We start from the raw sequence: 15885 nt of genomic DNA on the forward strand, positions 1-15885 counted from the left end.
ACGCAGTTTTTAAGTCAAAAAACTCATTGTTCTAATAGTTGAAATGGGAACGTCACTACGTCAAAAGCAAGGGCAAAGGGCAGTAAGACCAGCTTTTGCGCGGTATTAGCGCCGCTACGAGCGACTTGTTTCTGCTGACCTTGCGTATAAAAACTCACCATATAAGGTTTCGTCAAAGCGCGGTAATTAGATTGAATTAAGCTTAAATTACTGACTTGTGGATAGATAGCACCTTTGACAGGAACGCTAAAGCAAAAGCGCTGGGCATTGATACGTAGGTCGCTGGCTGAAGTGCAGTCGCGCCCGTTGTTTTGCAAAAAGAACTGATAGTCAGAGCGTTGAAACTCATCTTTTAGTTTGGCATAAGACAGCTTCATTTCGCCCTGAAAATAGCCATCATTATTGGGTACAGAAAAGCTCATGTCGTTATCGACGTGGATATTTTTTGGCGTCAGGTTACTTAATAAGCTAATCATTTCTGTCCCGCCTTGGGTCAGCACATAGCTGTTTTTTTCACCGACGATAACCATGGTCGCATTTGGCGTTTTTGGTAATGCTTGTGCAGGACGACCAAAAGCTACAATTTGGTCTTCAGACAAGACTTGCTTGGTAGTCGTGGTGCTGACATGATTGTCACTTTCTAACAATGAACTGGTTGCGCAACCCGAACTGGCAAGCAATGCCGCAAGCGCTGTGCCTGTTAATAAAGTTTTTGGCTTTAATAACTTCAATAGTATCTGAGTATTCTTGTTTGTGTCGATATACTCTATTTCTTTACCCATAATCAGGCTTCCTTGTCTGCTATACGATGGATTGTTGATCTGTCATTTAATGCCAAACTGCCGTTGATATCGTACATGGTTTAGAGGCAACTTATCCACTCATAATTGATAATGAAAATTGAATTGCCATTATAGTTGTCGTTAATCTAGGATAATCTTGGTGCCACTCTTAGTAAAGTTCATCACAAACTGGCTTTTAAAGCTGCGCACATTATTCTCGTAGGTCAGCAGATTGCGGGTAAATTCATGGTAGTCGTTCATGTTTTTGGCATTGACCATCAACATAAAATCCGCATCTCCCGACACTTCATAACAGCTCATCACGCGTGGCTGATCGTGCATTAAGCGCTCAAACCTGTGCTGCATCGACGTATTCGAGCGCGACATCTCTATCATCACCACCGCTGTAAGCCCGTAACCGACCTTATTTGGATCAACGATAGCGACTTGTTTGGTAATTATCCCACTATCCGTTAATGCTTGAATGCGGCGCTGGGCAGTAGCGATAGAGACATGCACACGTTCTGCCACCGTTTTTAATGGCAAGGCCGTATCGTCTTGTAGTAAGTTTAAAATCGCTTTATCGGTCGCATCTAAAGTTTGGCTCACAGCATCTCATTCCTAAAAAAATAGTTACCGTGCATTTTATTATAAATATTATTGCTATAAATTTAATTATGAGAAAAAATTTGTATTTTAAGGAAAAAATAGATAAATTTTTTCTTATTTATTTCTATCTAGAAATAATTTCTTATTATATGTCCGTAAAATACACCGTACTAATCGAAGCTGGTTAGCAAAATAGAAACAGCTGGTTTATCTCATATTTATATTTACGGTGCTTATTATGCTTATCTCAACGCTATCTAATGTCTTTACTAGTACGCTAGCAAGCGTGGTTTCACGTTTATCATTGACTGCGGTATGGACGGCGGGTAGCGCACAGCAACGTAGACTAATCATGGGTGTGGGTTTTGCAATATTATCAAACCTCTTATTTGGTGTGATTTACGTGTATAGCAGTTTTTTAGCACCGCTATCAGGTACGCAGGTATTTATCTGGCGCATGCTAGCAATGTGGGCAGCATTGGTGGGGTATTTGCTTATCAGCGGACGTTTGGGGTTACATATTGGTGAATTAAAAGCATTGAAAACGGTCAAGCAGTGGGCTTGGTTATTATTGCCTACACCGATATTTTTAAGTCAGTTTTGGCTGTTTATGTGGGCACCGGTAAATGGGCAAGGCGTACAAACGGCAATGGGTTATTTTCTGTTTCCACTGATGATGGTGGTATTTGGCTGTGTATTATTTGGTGAAAAATTAAGTCGCCTGCAATGGTTAGCCGTTGCTTTTGCTGCTGTTGGCGTAGGCAGTGAAATTGTACGTACGCAAAGCGTCTCTTGGGCGACACTATGGATCTGCGGGACCTATCCTATTTATTATATTTTACGTCGCCTACAAGGGATTGGCGCGGTGACGGGTTTGTTGGTCGATTTGACCATCTTTGCACCGTTTGCTTTGGCGTATTTATTTTTTATTGCACCGAGTAGTTTAAGCTTGGTTAGCGGTTCAGGATTTTTTATCATGATGCTAATAGGTTTGGGTATCTTAAGTGTATTGGCCATGAAAACTAACGTCGACGCCAGTCAGATGCTGCCAGTAAATGTTTACGGTATGATGAGCTATATAGAGCCGGCGTTATTATTTATCTTGGCAATCACCGTATTGGGCAATCCTTTTGAATCCGCGATGATTTATAGCTATGGCTTGATTTGGCTCGGGATTGCTTGTTTAATTTTGCATGGTGTTCGTCAACTGTGCCAAGTGCATGAAAAGTCGAGAATGAGAAAAATTTCTCACGCGGCTTAAGAGCTTATAAAGGCGGTGAGTGAAGCAAATAAAAAAGGACGACTCAGCATTATGTTGAATCGTCCTTTTTTATCGCTAAAAATAATTAATTTAAGACAGTAGTATTAAACCAATAAATTTAGTCGGCATTTTTAAAGCCACGCTGCTTATCACGTTCCCAATCACGGTCTTTAAGCGTTTTGCGTTTATCATGCTGTTTTTTACCTACTGCTAAAGCAATCTGGCATTTTACCAGCGAGTTTTTCCAGTAGCAGGATAATGGCACGCAAGCATAGCCTTTTTGATTAACCGCACCCATTAACTTTTCAATTTCGCGGCGATTAAGCAATAGCTTACGCGTACGGATACTATCAGGACTGACATGTGTTGAGCTTGAGAGCAGCGGCTGAATATGCGCGCCAAATAAAAATGCCTCATTATTACGGAAGATAATATAAGCTTCCGTAATAGTCATTTTGCCCGCACGAATGGCCTTAACTTCCCAACCTTGTAACGATAGACCTGCTTCAAACGTCTCTTCAATAAAATACTCGTGACGAGCCTTTTTATTGGCACAGATTTGATTGTCAGGTTTTTTTGATTTTTTTGACATAATTTCTCCATAAGGACTTTAATATATTGTTTTTGGATATCTTGTTCTAGTATCGCTTCAACATACAGTGTCCCTGTCTAACTATTCCTCATCCTAACCCTTGAATAGGGGTGGTCTTTTTTGTCATGCTAGTTTGTCATATCAAGCATGGCAAATCAGGCATAGCAAAAGGGATGAGTCGAACCGACTATTGTAGCAAAGCAGACAGCGAAAAGGTAAATCGGCTGTTATGACAAATGTAGCAGATAAGTATTAAGTTTGAGTAAAATTTGCTAGCATATGGGGCATTACCATTAACCATATTAGTCCTGTTATGAGCCTTTCTGCTACTTCTTCAAAACTGCATACCAAGATTTTATACCCTGGTACCTTTGATCCCATTACCAATGGTCATGTGGATTTGGTTAAACGCGCAACGAAACTGTTCGATGAGGTGGTCATTGCGGTCGCCTCAGGTCATCATAAAAAGCCTTTGTTCGATTTTGAAGAGCGTGTTGCCTTGGTCGAAACGGTATTTGCTGATTTACCGCAAGTGTCGGTGATTGGCTTTGAAGGTTTGTTGGTCGACTTTATGCGCGAAAAAAACGCCACCGCAGTCTTGCGTGGTTTGCGTGCCATGTCAGACTTTGAGTATGAATTTCAATTGGCCAATATGAACCGCGAGCTTGATGAAAACTTTGAGGCGGTATTTTTAACCCCGTCGCAAAATTACTCGTTTATCTCATCGACGATGATTCGTGAAATTGCCAAACTTGGCGGTGATGTGACGAAATTTGTGCCACCTTGCGTCTCAGAAGCTTTTATACAAAAACTCAGTCGTTAATATTAAGCTGAGTACTTAGTAATTTGAGTGTTTACTAGGTTTAATGTTAAATATTGGCAGAATATACAATATTGAGTTTGATAGTAAACAACGAACACACTCATTTATTATCAGCTGCTAGCAAATAAGGAGCAGTTTATGGCGCTATTAATTACGGATGAATGCATCAATTGTGATGTTTGCGAGCCTGCTTGTCCCAATGAAGCCATCTCAGAGGGCGATGATATTTATGTCATTGACCCTGATTTATGCACGGAATGTGTTGGTCACTTTGATGAGCCGCAATGCGTGGTCATCTGCCCCGTTGACTGCATCCCTCATGACCCCAATCATGTCGAAACCCAAAGTGATTTGATGTCAAAATATAAGCGTATCACTGGTCAATAAAATATGACAATATCCAACCCCTCACCGAGTAATCTCTCAACAAACGACTTCGACCAGCAACACCTTTGGCATCCATATGCCAGTTTGCCGCCCACCTATCCAAATATTGTTATTGACCATGCCGAAGGTATTTATATATTTACTGAAGATGGCACGCGCCTGATTGATGGGATGTCGTCATGGTGGGCGAGTGTGCATGGTTATAATCATCCCAAACTAAATGCGGCGATGATTGAACAGTTGGGTAAGATGGCGCATGTGATGTTTGGTGGGTTAACCCATCAACCAGCGATAAACTTAGGTAAAAAGCTGCTATCTATTGTGCCTGCTGGACTTGATGCGATATTTTATGCCGATAGCGGTAGCATTGCCGTCGAAGTGGCCCTAAAAATGGCGCTGCAATATCAGATTGCTGCTGAGCATCCGGCTAAGCAGCAATTTGCCTCGACACAGTCAGGCTATTATGGTGATACCTGGCATGCGATGAGCGTCTGCGATCCGCTTGCTGGCATGCATAGTCTCTATGGTAAGCAATTACCCTTGCAGCATTTCATCGCTGCACCGCCGTTAGGGTTTGAGCGTGAGCTAACACAAAATGAGCGTGATGAGTTAATAGCGTTTTTTGCTAAACATAGCCATCAACTTGCCGGTTTTATCATTGAACCCATTATTCAAGGCGCAGGTGGTATGCGTTTTTATAGCCCCGAGTATCTGCAACTGTTACGTCAGCTGTGTGATGAGCATGAAGTGCTGCTCATTGCTGATGAAATCGCTACTGGCTTTGGTCGTAGCGGCAAATTATTTGCTTGCGAGCATGCCAATATTAGCCCTGATATTATGACCATTGGTAAAGGGCTGACAGGTGGCTATATGACCTTTGCCGCGACCTTATGTACACGCAAGGTTGCCAATACCATTCATGACAGTGCTTATCCGGCGCTCATGCATGGTCCGACTTTTATGGGCAATCCGCTGGCGTGCGCGGTTGCTTGTGCATCGATTGATTTAATTCTGTCCTACGATATCGAAGTCCGCACAGCAAATATGCACGCAGTGATGGAGCAACAGCTCTCACCTGCTGAGAAGTTAAAAGGCGTTGCTGCGGTGCGTTGTTTGGGCGCGGTTGCCGTGATTGAGTTAGAAACTAACGTTGATATGCCGACCTTTCAAACGTTGCTCATTGACAATGGTATTTGGGTCAGACCCTTTGGTAAGTTGGTCTATATCATGCCACCTTATGTGATTACAGATGATGAACTGGTGACGTTGTGTCAGTCACTACTAACCGTTGTTACTTCTTATTTGGGTCAAATTTCTACGACCAACAGAGTTTCACTATGAGTGTGCTATTTATTTCAGGCATTGATACCGATATTGGCAAAACGTACGCCACCGGCATGATGGCAAAAGCACTGATGCAGCAAGGTATTAACGTCATCACTCAAAAGCTGGTACAAACAGGTGTTAGTGTCAATTCAGATAGTAGGGAGATGAATATTGCCGATGATATTGTCACTCATCGTCAATTGATGGAAATTGCCCTACAGCCTTGCGATATTGATAGCACTACTTGCCCGTATTGTTATGAAAAGCCTGCGTCGCCGCATTTGGCAGTGAAACTTGCCAACACCGTTTTAGACCCTGAAATAATCACCAAGTCTACGCAGCAATTGCAAGAAAACTACGATGTGGTGCTGTTAGAAGGCGCAGGCGGATTGTTAGTACCCATAACCGAGCAGCTATTGACCTTAGATTATATTGTGACTCAAGGATATCCGATCATTTTAGTCACATCAGGTCGGCTCGGTAGTATTAATCATACCTTGCTTAGCTTGGAAGCAATCCGAGCGCGCGGTTTAACGATGCATAGCGTAATTTATAATCATATTCATGATACTGCTGATAATACCGATACTGAGATTGCTAATAGCACGATTGATTATTTAAAAAACTATCTGGCGCAAAACTATCCAAATGCCAATTGGTTACAGCTGCCATGCCAAGATAAAGACCAGAAAAATGACAATGATTTAATATTGCCGCTGAACTTTATTTAGATCATGATTCAAATCATTTGGTAAAAAAGTTAAATAAGCACAAAAGATATTCCTAGACAGCCATTATTTTTGCTATACTAGCGCGCTTGGTAGACTAGGCGATCGCCGCTGCACACTGGCAACAGACATGCAGGGGAGGAAAGTCCGGGCTACATAGGGCAGCGTGCCAGCTAATGGCTGGGCAGGGTAACTTGACGACAAGTGCAGCAGAGAGGAGACCGCCTTTGGTGTCGCAAGACATTATCGGTAAGGGTGAAAGGGTGCGGTAAGAGCGCACCGCGTGGCTGGCAACAGTTCACGGCATGGTAAACTCCACGCGTAGCAAGACCAAATAGGCATCGGCATGGCGCGGCCCGCGTTCGATGCGGGTAGGTTGCTTGAGCGTATCAGCGATGATACGCCTAGAGGAATGATCGTCCACGACAGAACCCGGCTTATCGGTCTACCAACTTTTTTTATTGTTCGTTTTTATCGTTAGTATTATGCATATTTTCCATTAATTTGAATAAAATTCCTATTTTTTGCAAATAAACGATAATTAGGGGTTGACGATAGTCATCTCTATCGGTATTATACCGAGCCTTAAATGGCGATGTAGCTCAGCTGGTTAGAGCGCATGACTCATAATCGTGAGGTCAAGAGTTCAAGTCTCTTCATCGCCACCATTTATTGTAAGACTAGCAGTATTAAAAAATGCCAATCATTCTATGATTGGTTTTTTTTTGCTTAAAATAAATGACTCACCAGCTTGTGATATAGCTGTAGACATATAGCTTCTTGTGAGATCGGGTTTGAATTACTTACTGATTTCTTGCTAAATCATAGGTTTATCTGTTTAGACACAGATTACTTGTTGTAACTTATGTCGCGCTTACTTATCATAGGGGCTGTTTTCGGTAAAGTCGTGTAACACCATGTCTGTACAATTACCTCCTTATCGTCCTATCAAGCACCGCAGTGGCCTTAAAGTCATGGGTGCAGCATTCCATGCTTTGCTGATGCGTGAGCTGCAAACCCGTTTCGGTGGCTATCGCTTGGGATATCTTTGGGCGCCGTTAGAAATCATTTTTCAAGTCGCTATTTATTTAATAATATTTGGCGCTATTATGACGCGTGTACTGCCAGGAATGGATTATATGCTGTTTTTGGTCGCAGGTTTAGTACCGTTTCGCATGATGAGTACGATAGCAACACGATCGTTAGGAGCTGTTGAGGCTAATCAAGGTCTACTAATGTATCGTTCAGTACGGCACATTGATGTCATTATTGCCCGCTCATTTCTAGAGCTAGTGATTTACTTTTTTACCTTTGTACTGTTGTTAGTTATACTTGCTTTTATTGGCATTCCCATCAGTTTTGCGCAATTACATATAGTGATATTTTGCTGGCTGACTTTGTTTTTATTTGGTTTTGGCCTCGCCATGATAATGATGGTTGTTGGTTATTATGGTGGTGAGATTAGCAAAATAATTAGTTTGATTTTTACTATTTTATATTTTGTATCTGGGATTATGTATTCTATTCATATTATTCCTGAGCCATACTTTAGTTATTTGTTATATATTCCATTTGTCCATAATATTGAGCTAATGAGAAATGCTCTATCTCCTACTTATCCTGCGTATCATATTGATATAGGATATTTTTTAAAGTGGACAGTAGGTATTAATTTTTTAGGTTTATTGATGTATAAAGCGGTCGAGAAAGACCTTATCCGCTCAAAGTAATGACAGGTAAATGAATGATTGAAGTTAAAAACGTTTCTAAGTCATTTATGACCAAGAAAGGTCGGCACTATCTATTTAAAGATCTAAACCTGACCATTGGTGATAAACAAAGTGTGGGTCTGCTCGGTCGTAATGGTGCGGGTAAGTCAACCTTGCTACGTATTATATGTGGACTTGATGAGCCAGATCATGGTGAAATTATCACTGATTCGACTATTTCGTGGCCTGTTGGCGTCGCAGGTGGTTTCCAAGGTAGCCTGACCGGTCGTCAAAACGTTCGTTTTGTTTGCCGTCTTTATTCAAGCGGTCCTTACATCGACGAAAAAATTCGTTTTGTCGAGGAGTTTGCGGATATTGGCAGTTATTTCGATATGCCCGTTAAAAGCTATTCGTCTGGTATGAAAGCACGTCTAACTTTTGGATTAAGCTTGGCCTTTGATTTTGACTATTATATGCTCGATGAAGCCGGCGCCGTTGGTGATGCGGCTTTTCGTAAGCGTAGTGAAGAGATACTAGCAGCACGCCGTGCACAAGCGGGATTCCTGATAGTGTCGCATAATATCGGTGATATTAAGCGTAATTGCGATATTGGTATTGTATTAATGGATCAAACAGCACACGTCTTTGACGATACAACAGAAGCGATTGAGGTTTATGAAAAGCATATCCACAAAGCAAAAAAGTAATATAATTAACTTATCGCTGTTTATCGGCTTGGTGATTCTGCCTTGGGTGTTAGTGATATATTATGTCATGACAATTGCTCATCCGCGCTTTGTCTCGACTGCTGACGTGGTAGTGAAGCAAGTCAGTGATACCAGTGTGCCTTCTGGTGGTGGCCTATCGGCTTTGTTAGGTGTGAACAGCACCAGTAAAGAAGATGCTACCTATCTGACAGAATATATTCTATCTAATGATATGGTAAAGCGCCTTGATAATAAGTTCAAGTTCCGCGAAGCCTATCACGTCGATGGCTCAGATCCGATCAATGAGATTGCTCCTGACGCCACACAAGAAGAATTACTTGAGTATTTTAAAAAGCGTGTGCATATCAATCTTGATGAGCAAAGTTATGTATTGTCAGTATCGACAGAAGCTTTTGATTCAAAATATGCTTTTGAGCTCAATAAAACGATCTTGAATGAATCTGAGAAATTCGTCAATCGGATCTCACAGGAAGTCGCGCGTGATCAGTTGGCATTTGCAGAGACGCAGTTAGATGAGTCGCAAGAGCGCTTAAACGATGCAAAAGAACAATTGTTAAAGTATCAAAACGAAAATGAAGTTTATGATCCGCAATCCAATGCTCAAATTGTTAATCAGCTCATTGGCAGTTTGCAAGCACAATTAAGCTCGTTACGTACCGAAGAGAGGCAATTACTCAGCTATCTCAATCCAGATGCACCGCAAGTGGTGTCATTAAGAAGTCAGATTAAAGCGGTTGAAGAGCAAATCACTCAAGAGCAAACCAAGCTAACGTCACCGAATACCACTAAACTGAACCGTCAAGCAGTACAGTTTGAGACCATTAAAGCGGATGTCGATTTCGCAACTGAGTTATATAAATTGTCGTTAACATCACTTGAAAAAGCGCGCTTAGAGGCTTTCAAAAAGATGAAAAACCTAATTGTCATCTCAACGCCTTATGAGGCTGAAGAAGCAACCTATCCACGCCGGGCTTATATTATTTGGACCTCGTTGGCTTTGCTTTTGATGCTTTATGGATTTGTGCGCCTAGTGATGGCGGTTGTCCGTGATCATCGTAGCTAGTTTTAACAAACCTGATATTAGTAATGATCGATAGATCAGCAAAGGAATACCACACATGAATATGAAACCACGTCCTATCGTGACCGTGATACAAGCGATAAGTTTGGCAATGGCGGCAAGCAGTGTGTCCGCTCTAGCAGCAGGCAGTTATGCTGATCAAATATCAGGATCTAGCTTTGGCACCAACAACAATAGCATGAGTCAAGATCAGAATCGCAATAACATCAATGTCTCAACGCAGGCATTTTCAGGCGGTGTGCCTGCACAGGCGACTACGCAGGAAGCGGTTAATGCGGCAAGTTTGCCAAGTCAATCAGTAATCAATACTACGCGCCCTTATCAAGATATCAACACTAAAGATATGATGTTTGGTGAGCAGTTGTTTCGCGGCGCCTTTTCGACCACTTCTGGCTCTACCTTTAATGACAGCTACGTGATTAATCCTGGTGATAATGTTCAAGTACGGATGTGGGGTGCCTATCAGTATGCGGCTACCATGACCGTTGATCCACAAGGCAATATTTTCTTGCCAAATGTCGGTCCAGTACGTATCTCTGGTGTGCAAAACGGCAGTCTACAAAATGTAGTGAAAAGCGCTGTCAGTCGTGTTTATCGCTCAAATGTTGGCGTTTACGCCTCTTTAGAACAAGCCCAACCCGTGAAAGTATTTGTTACTGGTTTTGTCAAGCAGCCTGGTTATTATGGTGGTCTGGCAGCAGACTCAGTATTGTCTTATTTAGATCGAGCAGGCGGCGTTGACCCCACTCGTGGTAGTTATATTGATATTCAGATCAAGCGTAATGGTCAAATGTTACAGCAAGTCAATTTATATGACTTTTTACTAGCTGGGAAATTGCAGGCATTCTCCTTTCGTGACGGCGATGTAATTACCGTTGCACCGCAGAAAAAGACATTTGAAGTGGGCGGCCAAGTTCAGAACGAATACATTTTTGAGTTTGATGTCAATGATTTGACCATTGGTGATGTCTTGCAAGTGGCCAATCCCGCAGCCAATGCCACTAACATTAGCATTACTCGTAGTGCAGGACGCGCGCAAACTGCTGAGTATTACTCACTTGCCGAAGCACAAAATGTTCCCGTCTATAATGGGGATAAGATGGTCGTCACCTCAGACCGCTATGCTGGTACGATAGCGGTACAAGTCAAAGGTGCGCATACAGGGAATGGCGCGATGGTTGTACCTTATGGTGCTCGACTTAAAGATATCGTGCCACAATTACAACCGAGTCCACTGGCAAATCTGACTCATTTGACTATCTATCGTGAATCCGTTGCTGAGCAACAAAAACGCATGATTAATGAGTCGCTTGATCGTCTAGAGGAATTGACACTTGCTAGCCAGTCTACGACTCGTGAAGAGGCAGCACTACGTCAAGATGATGCTAATTTGGTGAAACAGTTTGTCGCCAAAGCACGTAACGTTAAGACGACTGGTCGAATTGTCGTTGTACCAAATTCATGGCAAGATATTATTTTACAGCAAGGCGATATCATTGAGATTCCAGCCCAAACATCGGTAATTACGGTTAATGGTCAGGTACGAGCACAAGGTGCGCTTACCTTTAATCCTGATTATACTGTTAGTGATTATATCGCCAATTCAGGAGGCTTCTCTGATAATGCTGATGTCAAAGAAATCTTGGTCATTCATCAAAATGGTGCCAGTGAAGTGGTCAATACCGCGTATCGTATCCAACAGGGCGATGAGATTATGGTGCTGCCAAAAGTCAAAACTAAGCGGGTAGAAATTGCCCGTGGTTTATCACAAATCCTTTATCAACTGGCTATCGCGGCTAAAGTAGTACTAGATCTTTAACGGGAAATAGTGGCTAGATTGATGAATCAGTAATGAACAAAGGTGTCAAAAATGGTAAACAGCGTCGCAGATGAATTCAAGGGGTCAGTCGCCTCCACCTCTGATAATGCGCTATGTTTGCCATCAGCACAACGCCCATCACCAAAAATTCTAGCAGTGATTGGCAAGGGCATGCGCCAGAACAATGCGTTGCTATCTCAAATACTACAAGCGGATATTCAGCGCTGGTATCCGTGGTCAGGTTTACAACAACGTTTGCATTCAGGCTTTAAGACGCCCGATGCTTTTATTGGTTGGGGAAAGAAGCAAAGCTATCAAAGAGCCAATAAGGCGGCTAAGCGTCAAAAGCTTGAGACCTTAAGTGTCGAAGACGGCTTTTTGCGTTCTTTAGACTCAGGTATTAGTAGCCGTCATGGTCTGAGTGTGGTCGTTGATGATGTGGGTATTTATTTTGATTTAACACAAAGCTCATACCTTGAGCAATTGATAATTTCACGGGCTAAAAATAACGCTGCTATTAGTGAGCACTATCTATTTAAAGAGCGTGCCCAACAGTTAATGGCACGTCTTTGTGACCAAAAACTCAGTAAATATAATACAGTGATGGATTGCCCATCATTGGATGAACTGATTAATAAAGAGAATAATCACGCTGCAAGAACTCCTCTTAAATCACACGTTTTATTAATTGACCAAGTCACAGGTGATGCCTCTATCAAAGGCGCAGGCGCTAATAAACGTCAGTTTAAACGGATGTTAAAATCTGCTTGCCGTAATCACCCTAATGCCTATATTTGGATCAAAGCGCATCCTGCTGCAAAGTTAGGATACCTTACTGCTCTAAAATTACCTAAAAATGTCCGAGTATTAACCCAAGTACTTAATCCAATTGTACTGCTAGAACAAGTCAGCGATGTTTATACGGTCAGCTCGCATATGGGTTTTGAAGCCTTGATGCTCGGTAAAACGGTGCATTGCTTTGGGGTTAATTGGTATAGTGGTTGGGGGCTCACCGATGACAGTGGAGCACCAAAAGGCTTACTTAAAACCGTTCAACAGCGTCGTCAAAAACTTGCCACTAAATGGCTAAAGACTAGAAAAAAATCAACTTCACCATGGTTTCCTCACTCACTTGGTAATAAAACGGCTGCTACACTAGAGACTTTGTTCTATAGTGCTTATATCGATTACAGTCATTACGTCGATCCAGCAACGAAGCAAGCATGCGAGATAGATACCGCTATTGAATGGCTAATGACCAATCGTCATTGGCAGTCTCAACTTGCAGGCGCTTTAACAGTCTATGAGTTCAGTCGTTGGAAGCTGCCTTTTGTTAAAGCCTTCCTTGATTTTCCGCGTACCACATTATTCATCAAACCAAAGCCCCGTCTTAAAAACTTACTCCATCCTGCTCATTTCCGAGTGAATTATCAGCAGCCCTTATTAGTATGGGGTTTAGCAAAGCGTCAACATGTACAAAAGAAACTACAAGACAAGCTATTTAAGCAACATTCAGAGATGCCAGCTGTTTATTGTATGGAGGACGGTTTTATCCGCTCGAATGGCTTAGGTGCCACATTATTAGCACCATTGTCGGTGGTGATAGATGAGCAAGGCATCTACTATGATGCGACTCAACCTTCGGATCTAGAGACTTTATTACGCAACTGTGAGGCGTTAAGTTCAGAGCAAAGTCTGCGGGTACAAAAACTTAAAGATAAGCTGCTTACTCAGAGAGTGAGTAAGTACAATGTTGGTGCTGATAATAGATGTCACTTATGGATGCATGAAGCAAAGCTATCTGGTAAGCCACGCATACTGATCGTTGGACAAGTTGAAGATGATTTATCGGTACAGTATTGCGGTTCAAATATTAAGAAAAATAGTGACCTGATTGAACGTGTACGACAGGATAATCCTGATGCTTATTTAATTTATAAACCACATCCAGATGTTGAAGCAGGGCTACGAGCAGGTAAGGTTGATGCAAATTGCTTGAAACAAGTAAATGCAGTTGCTTATGATACGGCGATGCCTGATTGCCTAGAATGTGTCGATGCAGTACATACGATCAGCTCATTGACCGGTTTTGAGGCATTACTGCGTGGCTTAGAAGTGATTTGTTACGGCTTACCATTTTACGCAGGCTGGAGTCTAACGACCGATATTGATGCACAGCTATCGCCGAAATCTGAATACTTGATGAGACGCAAACGAGGCGCTGCATTATCGCTCGAGCAGTTAATATATTGCACCCTAATCCGCTATCCTTTGTATCGCTTACCAGATGGCTATGGTCTAGCGCAAGTAGAGCAAGTGATTGATTATTTGTATCCCCCAACAGATAAAGACATTAATGACCCTTATGTGAAGCTACAAAAGCTAACTGTTGCTACAGATAGAAACTTAGCCGTGAAGCAAGGCTCACTATTGCCGTTATCGACCCAGTTAAAACGCCGAGCTACGACGCGTTTTATGCAGCAACGCCATCAATGGCAACAACTTTTGCATAAAAAGTCTCTTTAGTATTCTTTAAATGACTAGTCGACATCCTCTGCGACAATTCTACTTTTTTTAGGTATAATTACTTGTCATTTATGATATTTTCTTAGTTTTACTATTTCTCTCAGTTTTGTCTTCTTTCCTTTAACTAATGGTAATCCAATACTATGGCAGCTTCGATGTCTTATTTGCTTACTCATCGACACGTCTTGCTGCTACAAGGAAAGATGGGCGGATACTTCAATCGCTTTTCAAAATTCTTACAAACGCAAGACATTAAAGTCAGTAAGATTAACTTTAATGCAGGTGATGCATTTTTTTACCATGAGCCCAACTCTCATGACTATACGGGGACTTTGGCGCAGTTTTCACCTTGGCTACAAGCTTTTATTGCAGAACATAATATCGATGCGATTGTTTGTTTTGGTGATTGTCGCCCGCATCATACCCAGGCTGCTTGTATCAGTGATAATCTTGGTATATCATTTTTTGTGTTTGAAGAAGGGTATTTGCGCCCTGATTATATTACTCTGCAAGAACATGGTATCAATGGTTATTCGCGCTTAAATATTGCCGATATCAAAGCGCTTAACAAAGCTAATGACCAGCCTTTATATACCCATAACCGCTTTTATCGCTTGAGCATAGCAGCTATCGTTTATTACATCATTACTTGGCTGTATAAATCTCGCTATCCTCACTATTCTCATTACCGAGGAATGACAGCGTGGCAAGAGGCAATAGCTTGGCTCAAAGCGCCATGGCGTAAGCTACGAGATTATTTTCCTGATAAAAAACTGCAAAAAAAATTAACTAAGCAAGAAAGCGAAAATTATTTCCTGATAAGCTTGCAAGTACATAATGATTCACAAATTACGCATCATAGTGATTATCGAGATGTGGTGCAGTTTATTGATGAGTCGATTGCAAGCTTTGCTGTTCACGCTCACCAAACACAGCTATTAGTATTTAAACATCACCCATTGGATCGTGGCCATCGAGACTATCGTGAGCTTGTCACTCGCTTAGCAATGCGATATCAGGTAGGTGAGCGTGTCTTTTATGGTTGTGACATGCATCTGCCAACGTTAATTAAACATAGTATAGGTATGGTGACTATCAACAGTACCACGGGCTTGCAGTCTGTATACCATAAAAAACCAACTAAAGTGATGGGGCGTGCGATTTATGATACTCCTAAACTGACAGACCAAAAGCCACTTGATCGTTTTTGGCAGCAGCCTAAAAAACCAGACAATGAATTTTATCTAAGATTTCGTGAGTATCTGATAGAGCAAACCCAACTAAATGGTGCGTTTTATGGAAAATCGCCATGGATATCTAAGCATCTGCACCAAACCAGTGTTAAATCTGCAGAGGTTAAACTTTCAAAACCAAATATTCATTAGTAGCCTCTTTCCCTAAATCTCAATTTTTAATTAGGTTAGGGGTTAATAAGTAGCTTGCTTTCTACTTTCAAAGTCTATGAACGCTTACATTCATTTACAAACCCTATCCTTACTAATAAAATCGCCTTA

The 15885-nt window shown here is 41.8% G+C and carries 14 protein-coding genes, 1 tRNA gene and 1 other RNA gene; 13 read left to right on the top strand and 3 right to left on the bottom strand.

From position 1 onward, the window contains the following. Positions 1 to 23: 23 nt before the first annotated feature. Together FQ084_RS10760 and FQ084_RS10765 are read right to left on the bottom strand one after the other, a co-directional pair. Entirely contained in the window at positions 24 to 782 is a 759-nt protein-coding gene (locus FQ084_RS10760) for a hypothetical protein (protein ID WP_262880738.1), read from the bottom strand. A gap of 141 nt (positions 783 to 923) precedes the next feature. Beyond that, the gene (locus FQ084_RS10765; RefSeq protein WP_149490620.1) at positions 924 to 1391 is read right to left on the bottom strand and encodes an Lrp/AsnC family transcriptional regulator; all 468 of its coding nucleotides are present in this window, start codon (positions 1389 to 1391) and stop codon (positions 924 to 926) included. A gap of 238 nt (positions 1392 to 1629) precedes the next feature. Between FQ084_RS10765 and rarD the strand changes: the two genes are divergently transcribed. Further along, entirely contained in the window at positions 1630 to 2652 is a 1023-nt protein-coding gene (rarD, locus tag FQ084_RS10770) for an EamA family transporter RarD (protein WP_149490621.1), read from the top strand. 118 nt (positions 2653 to 2770) lie between these two features. Here rarD and smpB read toward each other — a convergent pair whose 3' ends face one another. Further along, on the bottom strand, positions 2771 to 3244 hold the full coding sequence (gene smpB, locus FQ084_RS10775; RefSeq protein WP_149490622.1) for an SsrA-binding protein SmpB: 474 nt from the start codon (positions 3242 to 3244) through the stop codon (positions 2771 to 2773). Positions 3245 to 3557: 313 nt separating this feature from the next. On the opposite strand from smpB, the gene coaD reads away from it, so the two are divergent. The 12 genes from coaD (at position 3558) to FQ084_RS10835 (ending at position 15756) form a co-directional block, all read left to right on the top strand. Next, positions 3558 to 4067: a pantetheine-phosphate adenylyltransferase gene (gene coaD / locus FQ084_RS10780; protein WP_149490623.1), complete on the top strand. Its 510-nt coding sequence runs from the start codon at positions 3558 to 3560 to the stop codon at positions 4065 to 4067. 138 nt (positions 4068 to 4205) lie between these two features. Continuing rightward, the gene (locus FQ084_RS10785; RefSeq protein WP_149490624.1) at positions 4206 to 4454 is read left to right on the top strand and encodes a YfhL family 4Fe-4S dicluster ferredoxin; all 249 of its coding nucleotides are present in this window, start codon (positions 4206 to 4208) and stop codon (positions 4452 to 4454) included. A 3-nt stretch (positions 4455 to 4457) separates the two neighbouring features. After that, positions 4458 to 5795, top strand: coding sequence for an adenosylmethionine--8-amino-7-oxononanoate transaminase (gene bioA, locus FQ084_RS10790; protein ID WP_149490625.1), 1338 nt, complete (start codon positions 4458 to 4460; stop codon positions 5793 to 5795). Further along, entirely contained in the window at positions 5792 to 6511 is a 720-nt protein-coding gene (bioD, locus tag FQ084_RS10795) for a dethiobiotin synthase (RefSeq protein WP_149490626.1), read from the top strand. Before bioA ends, bioD begins: the two co-directional genes overlap by 4 nt. A gap of 86 nt (positions 6512 to 6597) precedes the next feature. Next, positions 6598 to 6964: RNase P RNA component class A (rnpB, locus tag FQ084_RS10800), an RNA gene on the top strand. Between the two features lie 135 nt (positions 6965 to 7099). After that, positions 7100 to 7176: transfer RNA gene (locus tag FQ084_RS10805), tRNA-Met, on the top strand. A 249-nt stretch (positions 7177 to 7425) separates the two neighbouring features. Beyond that, positions 7426 to 8238 (top strand): ABC transporter permease, encoded by an 813-nt coding sequence (locus FQ084_RS10810; protein WP_149490627.1) that lies wholly within the window; start codon positions 7426 to 7428, stop codon positions 8236 to 8238. Between the two features lie 14 nt (positions 8239 to 8252). Next, positions 8253 to 8924, top strand: a complete 672-nt coding sequence (locus tag FQ084_RS10815; RefSeq protein ID WP_149490628.1) for an ABC transporter ATP-binding protein — start codon at positions 8253 to 8255, stop codon at positions 8922 to 8924. Between the two features lie 67 nt (positions 8925 to 8991). Further along, positions 8992 to 10008 (top strand): capsule biosynthesis protein, encoded by a 1017-nt coding sequence (locus tag FQ084_RS10820; protein WP_262880739.1) that lies wholly within the window; start codon positions 8992 to 8994, stop codon positions 10006 to 10008. Positions 10009 to 10063: 55 nt separating this feature from the next. Beyond that, entirely contained in the window at positions 10064 to 11845 is a 1782-nt protein-coding gene (locus FQ084_RS10825) for a polysaccharide biosynthesis/export family protein (RefSeq protein ID WP_149490630.1), read from the top strand. Between the two features lie 51 nt (positions 11846 to 11896). Continuing rightward, complete coding sequence (locus FQ084_RS10830) at positions 11897 to 14371, top strand: capsular polysaccharide biosynthesis protein (RefSeq protein ID WP_149490631.1); 2475 nt, start codon at positions 11897 to 11899, stop codon at positions 14369 to 14371. A gap of 143 nt (positions 14372 to 14514) precedes the next feature. Then, positions 14515 to 15756, top strand: a complete 1242-nt coding sequence (locus FQ084_RS10835; protein ID WP_188032948.1) for a capsule biosynthesis protein — start codon at positions 14515 to 14517, stop codon at positions 15754 to 15756. The last annotated feature ends 129 nt before the right edge of the window (positions 15757 to 15885 follow it).

The sequence above is a fragment of the Psychrobacter sp. ANT_WB68 genome (assembly GCF_008369115.1).
In the GTDB taxonomy this organism is placed as follows: Bacteria; Pseudomonadota; Gammaproteobacteria; order Pseudomonadales; family Moraxellaceae; genus Psychrobacter.

Coding starts and splice junctions, on each gene's coding strand:
- FQ084_RS10760 (WP_262880738.1), bottom strand. CDS start 782: ATGGGTAAAGAAATAGAGTATATCGACACAAACAAGAATACTCAGATA.
- rarD (WP_149490621.1), top strand. CDS start 1,630: ATGCTTATCTCAACGCTATCTAATGTCTTTACTAGTACGCTAGCAAGC.
- smpB (WP_149490622.1), bottom strand. CDS start 3,244: ATGTCAAAAAAATCAAAAAAACCTGACAATCAAATCTGTGCCAATAAA.
- coaD (WP_149490623.1), top strand. CDS start 3,558: ATGAGCCTTTCTGCTACTTCTTCAAAACTGCATACCAAGATTTTATAC.
- FQ084_RS10785 (WP_149490624.1), top strand. CDS start 4,206: ATGGCGCTATTAATTACGGATGAATGCATCAATTGTGATGTTTGCGAG.
- bioA (WP_149490625.1), top strand. CDS start 4,458: ATGACAATATCCAACCCCTCACCGAGTAATCTCTCAACAAACGACTTC.
- bioD (WP_149490626.1), top strand. CDS start 5,792: ATGAGTGTGCTATTTATTTCAGGCATTGATACCGATATTGGCAAAACG.
- FQ084_RS10810 (WP_149490627.1), top strand. CDS start 7,426: ATGTCTGTACAATTACCTCCTTATCGTCCTATCAAGCACCGCAGTGGC.
- FQ084_RS10815 (WP_149490628.1), top strand. CDS start 8,253: ATGATTGAAGTTAAAAACGTTTCTAAGTCATTTATGACCAAGAAAGGT.
- FQ084_RS10820 (WP_262880739.1), top strand. CDS start 8,992: ATGACAATTGCTCATCCGCGCTTTGTCTCGACTGCTGACGTGGTAGTG.
- FQ084_RS10825 (WP_149490630.1), top strand. CDS start 10,064: ATGAATATGAAACCACGTCCTATCGTGACCGTGATACAAGCGATAAGT.
- FQ084_RS10830 (WP_149490631.1), top strand. CDS start 11,897: ATGGTAAACAGCGTCGCAGATGAATTCAAGGGGTCAGTCGCCTCCACC.
- FQ084_RS10835 (WP_188032948.1), top strand. CDS start 14,515: ATGGCAGCTTCGATGTCTTATTTGCTTACTCATCGACACGTCTTGCTG.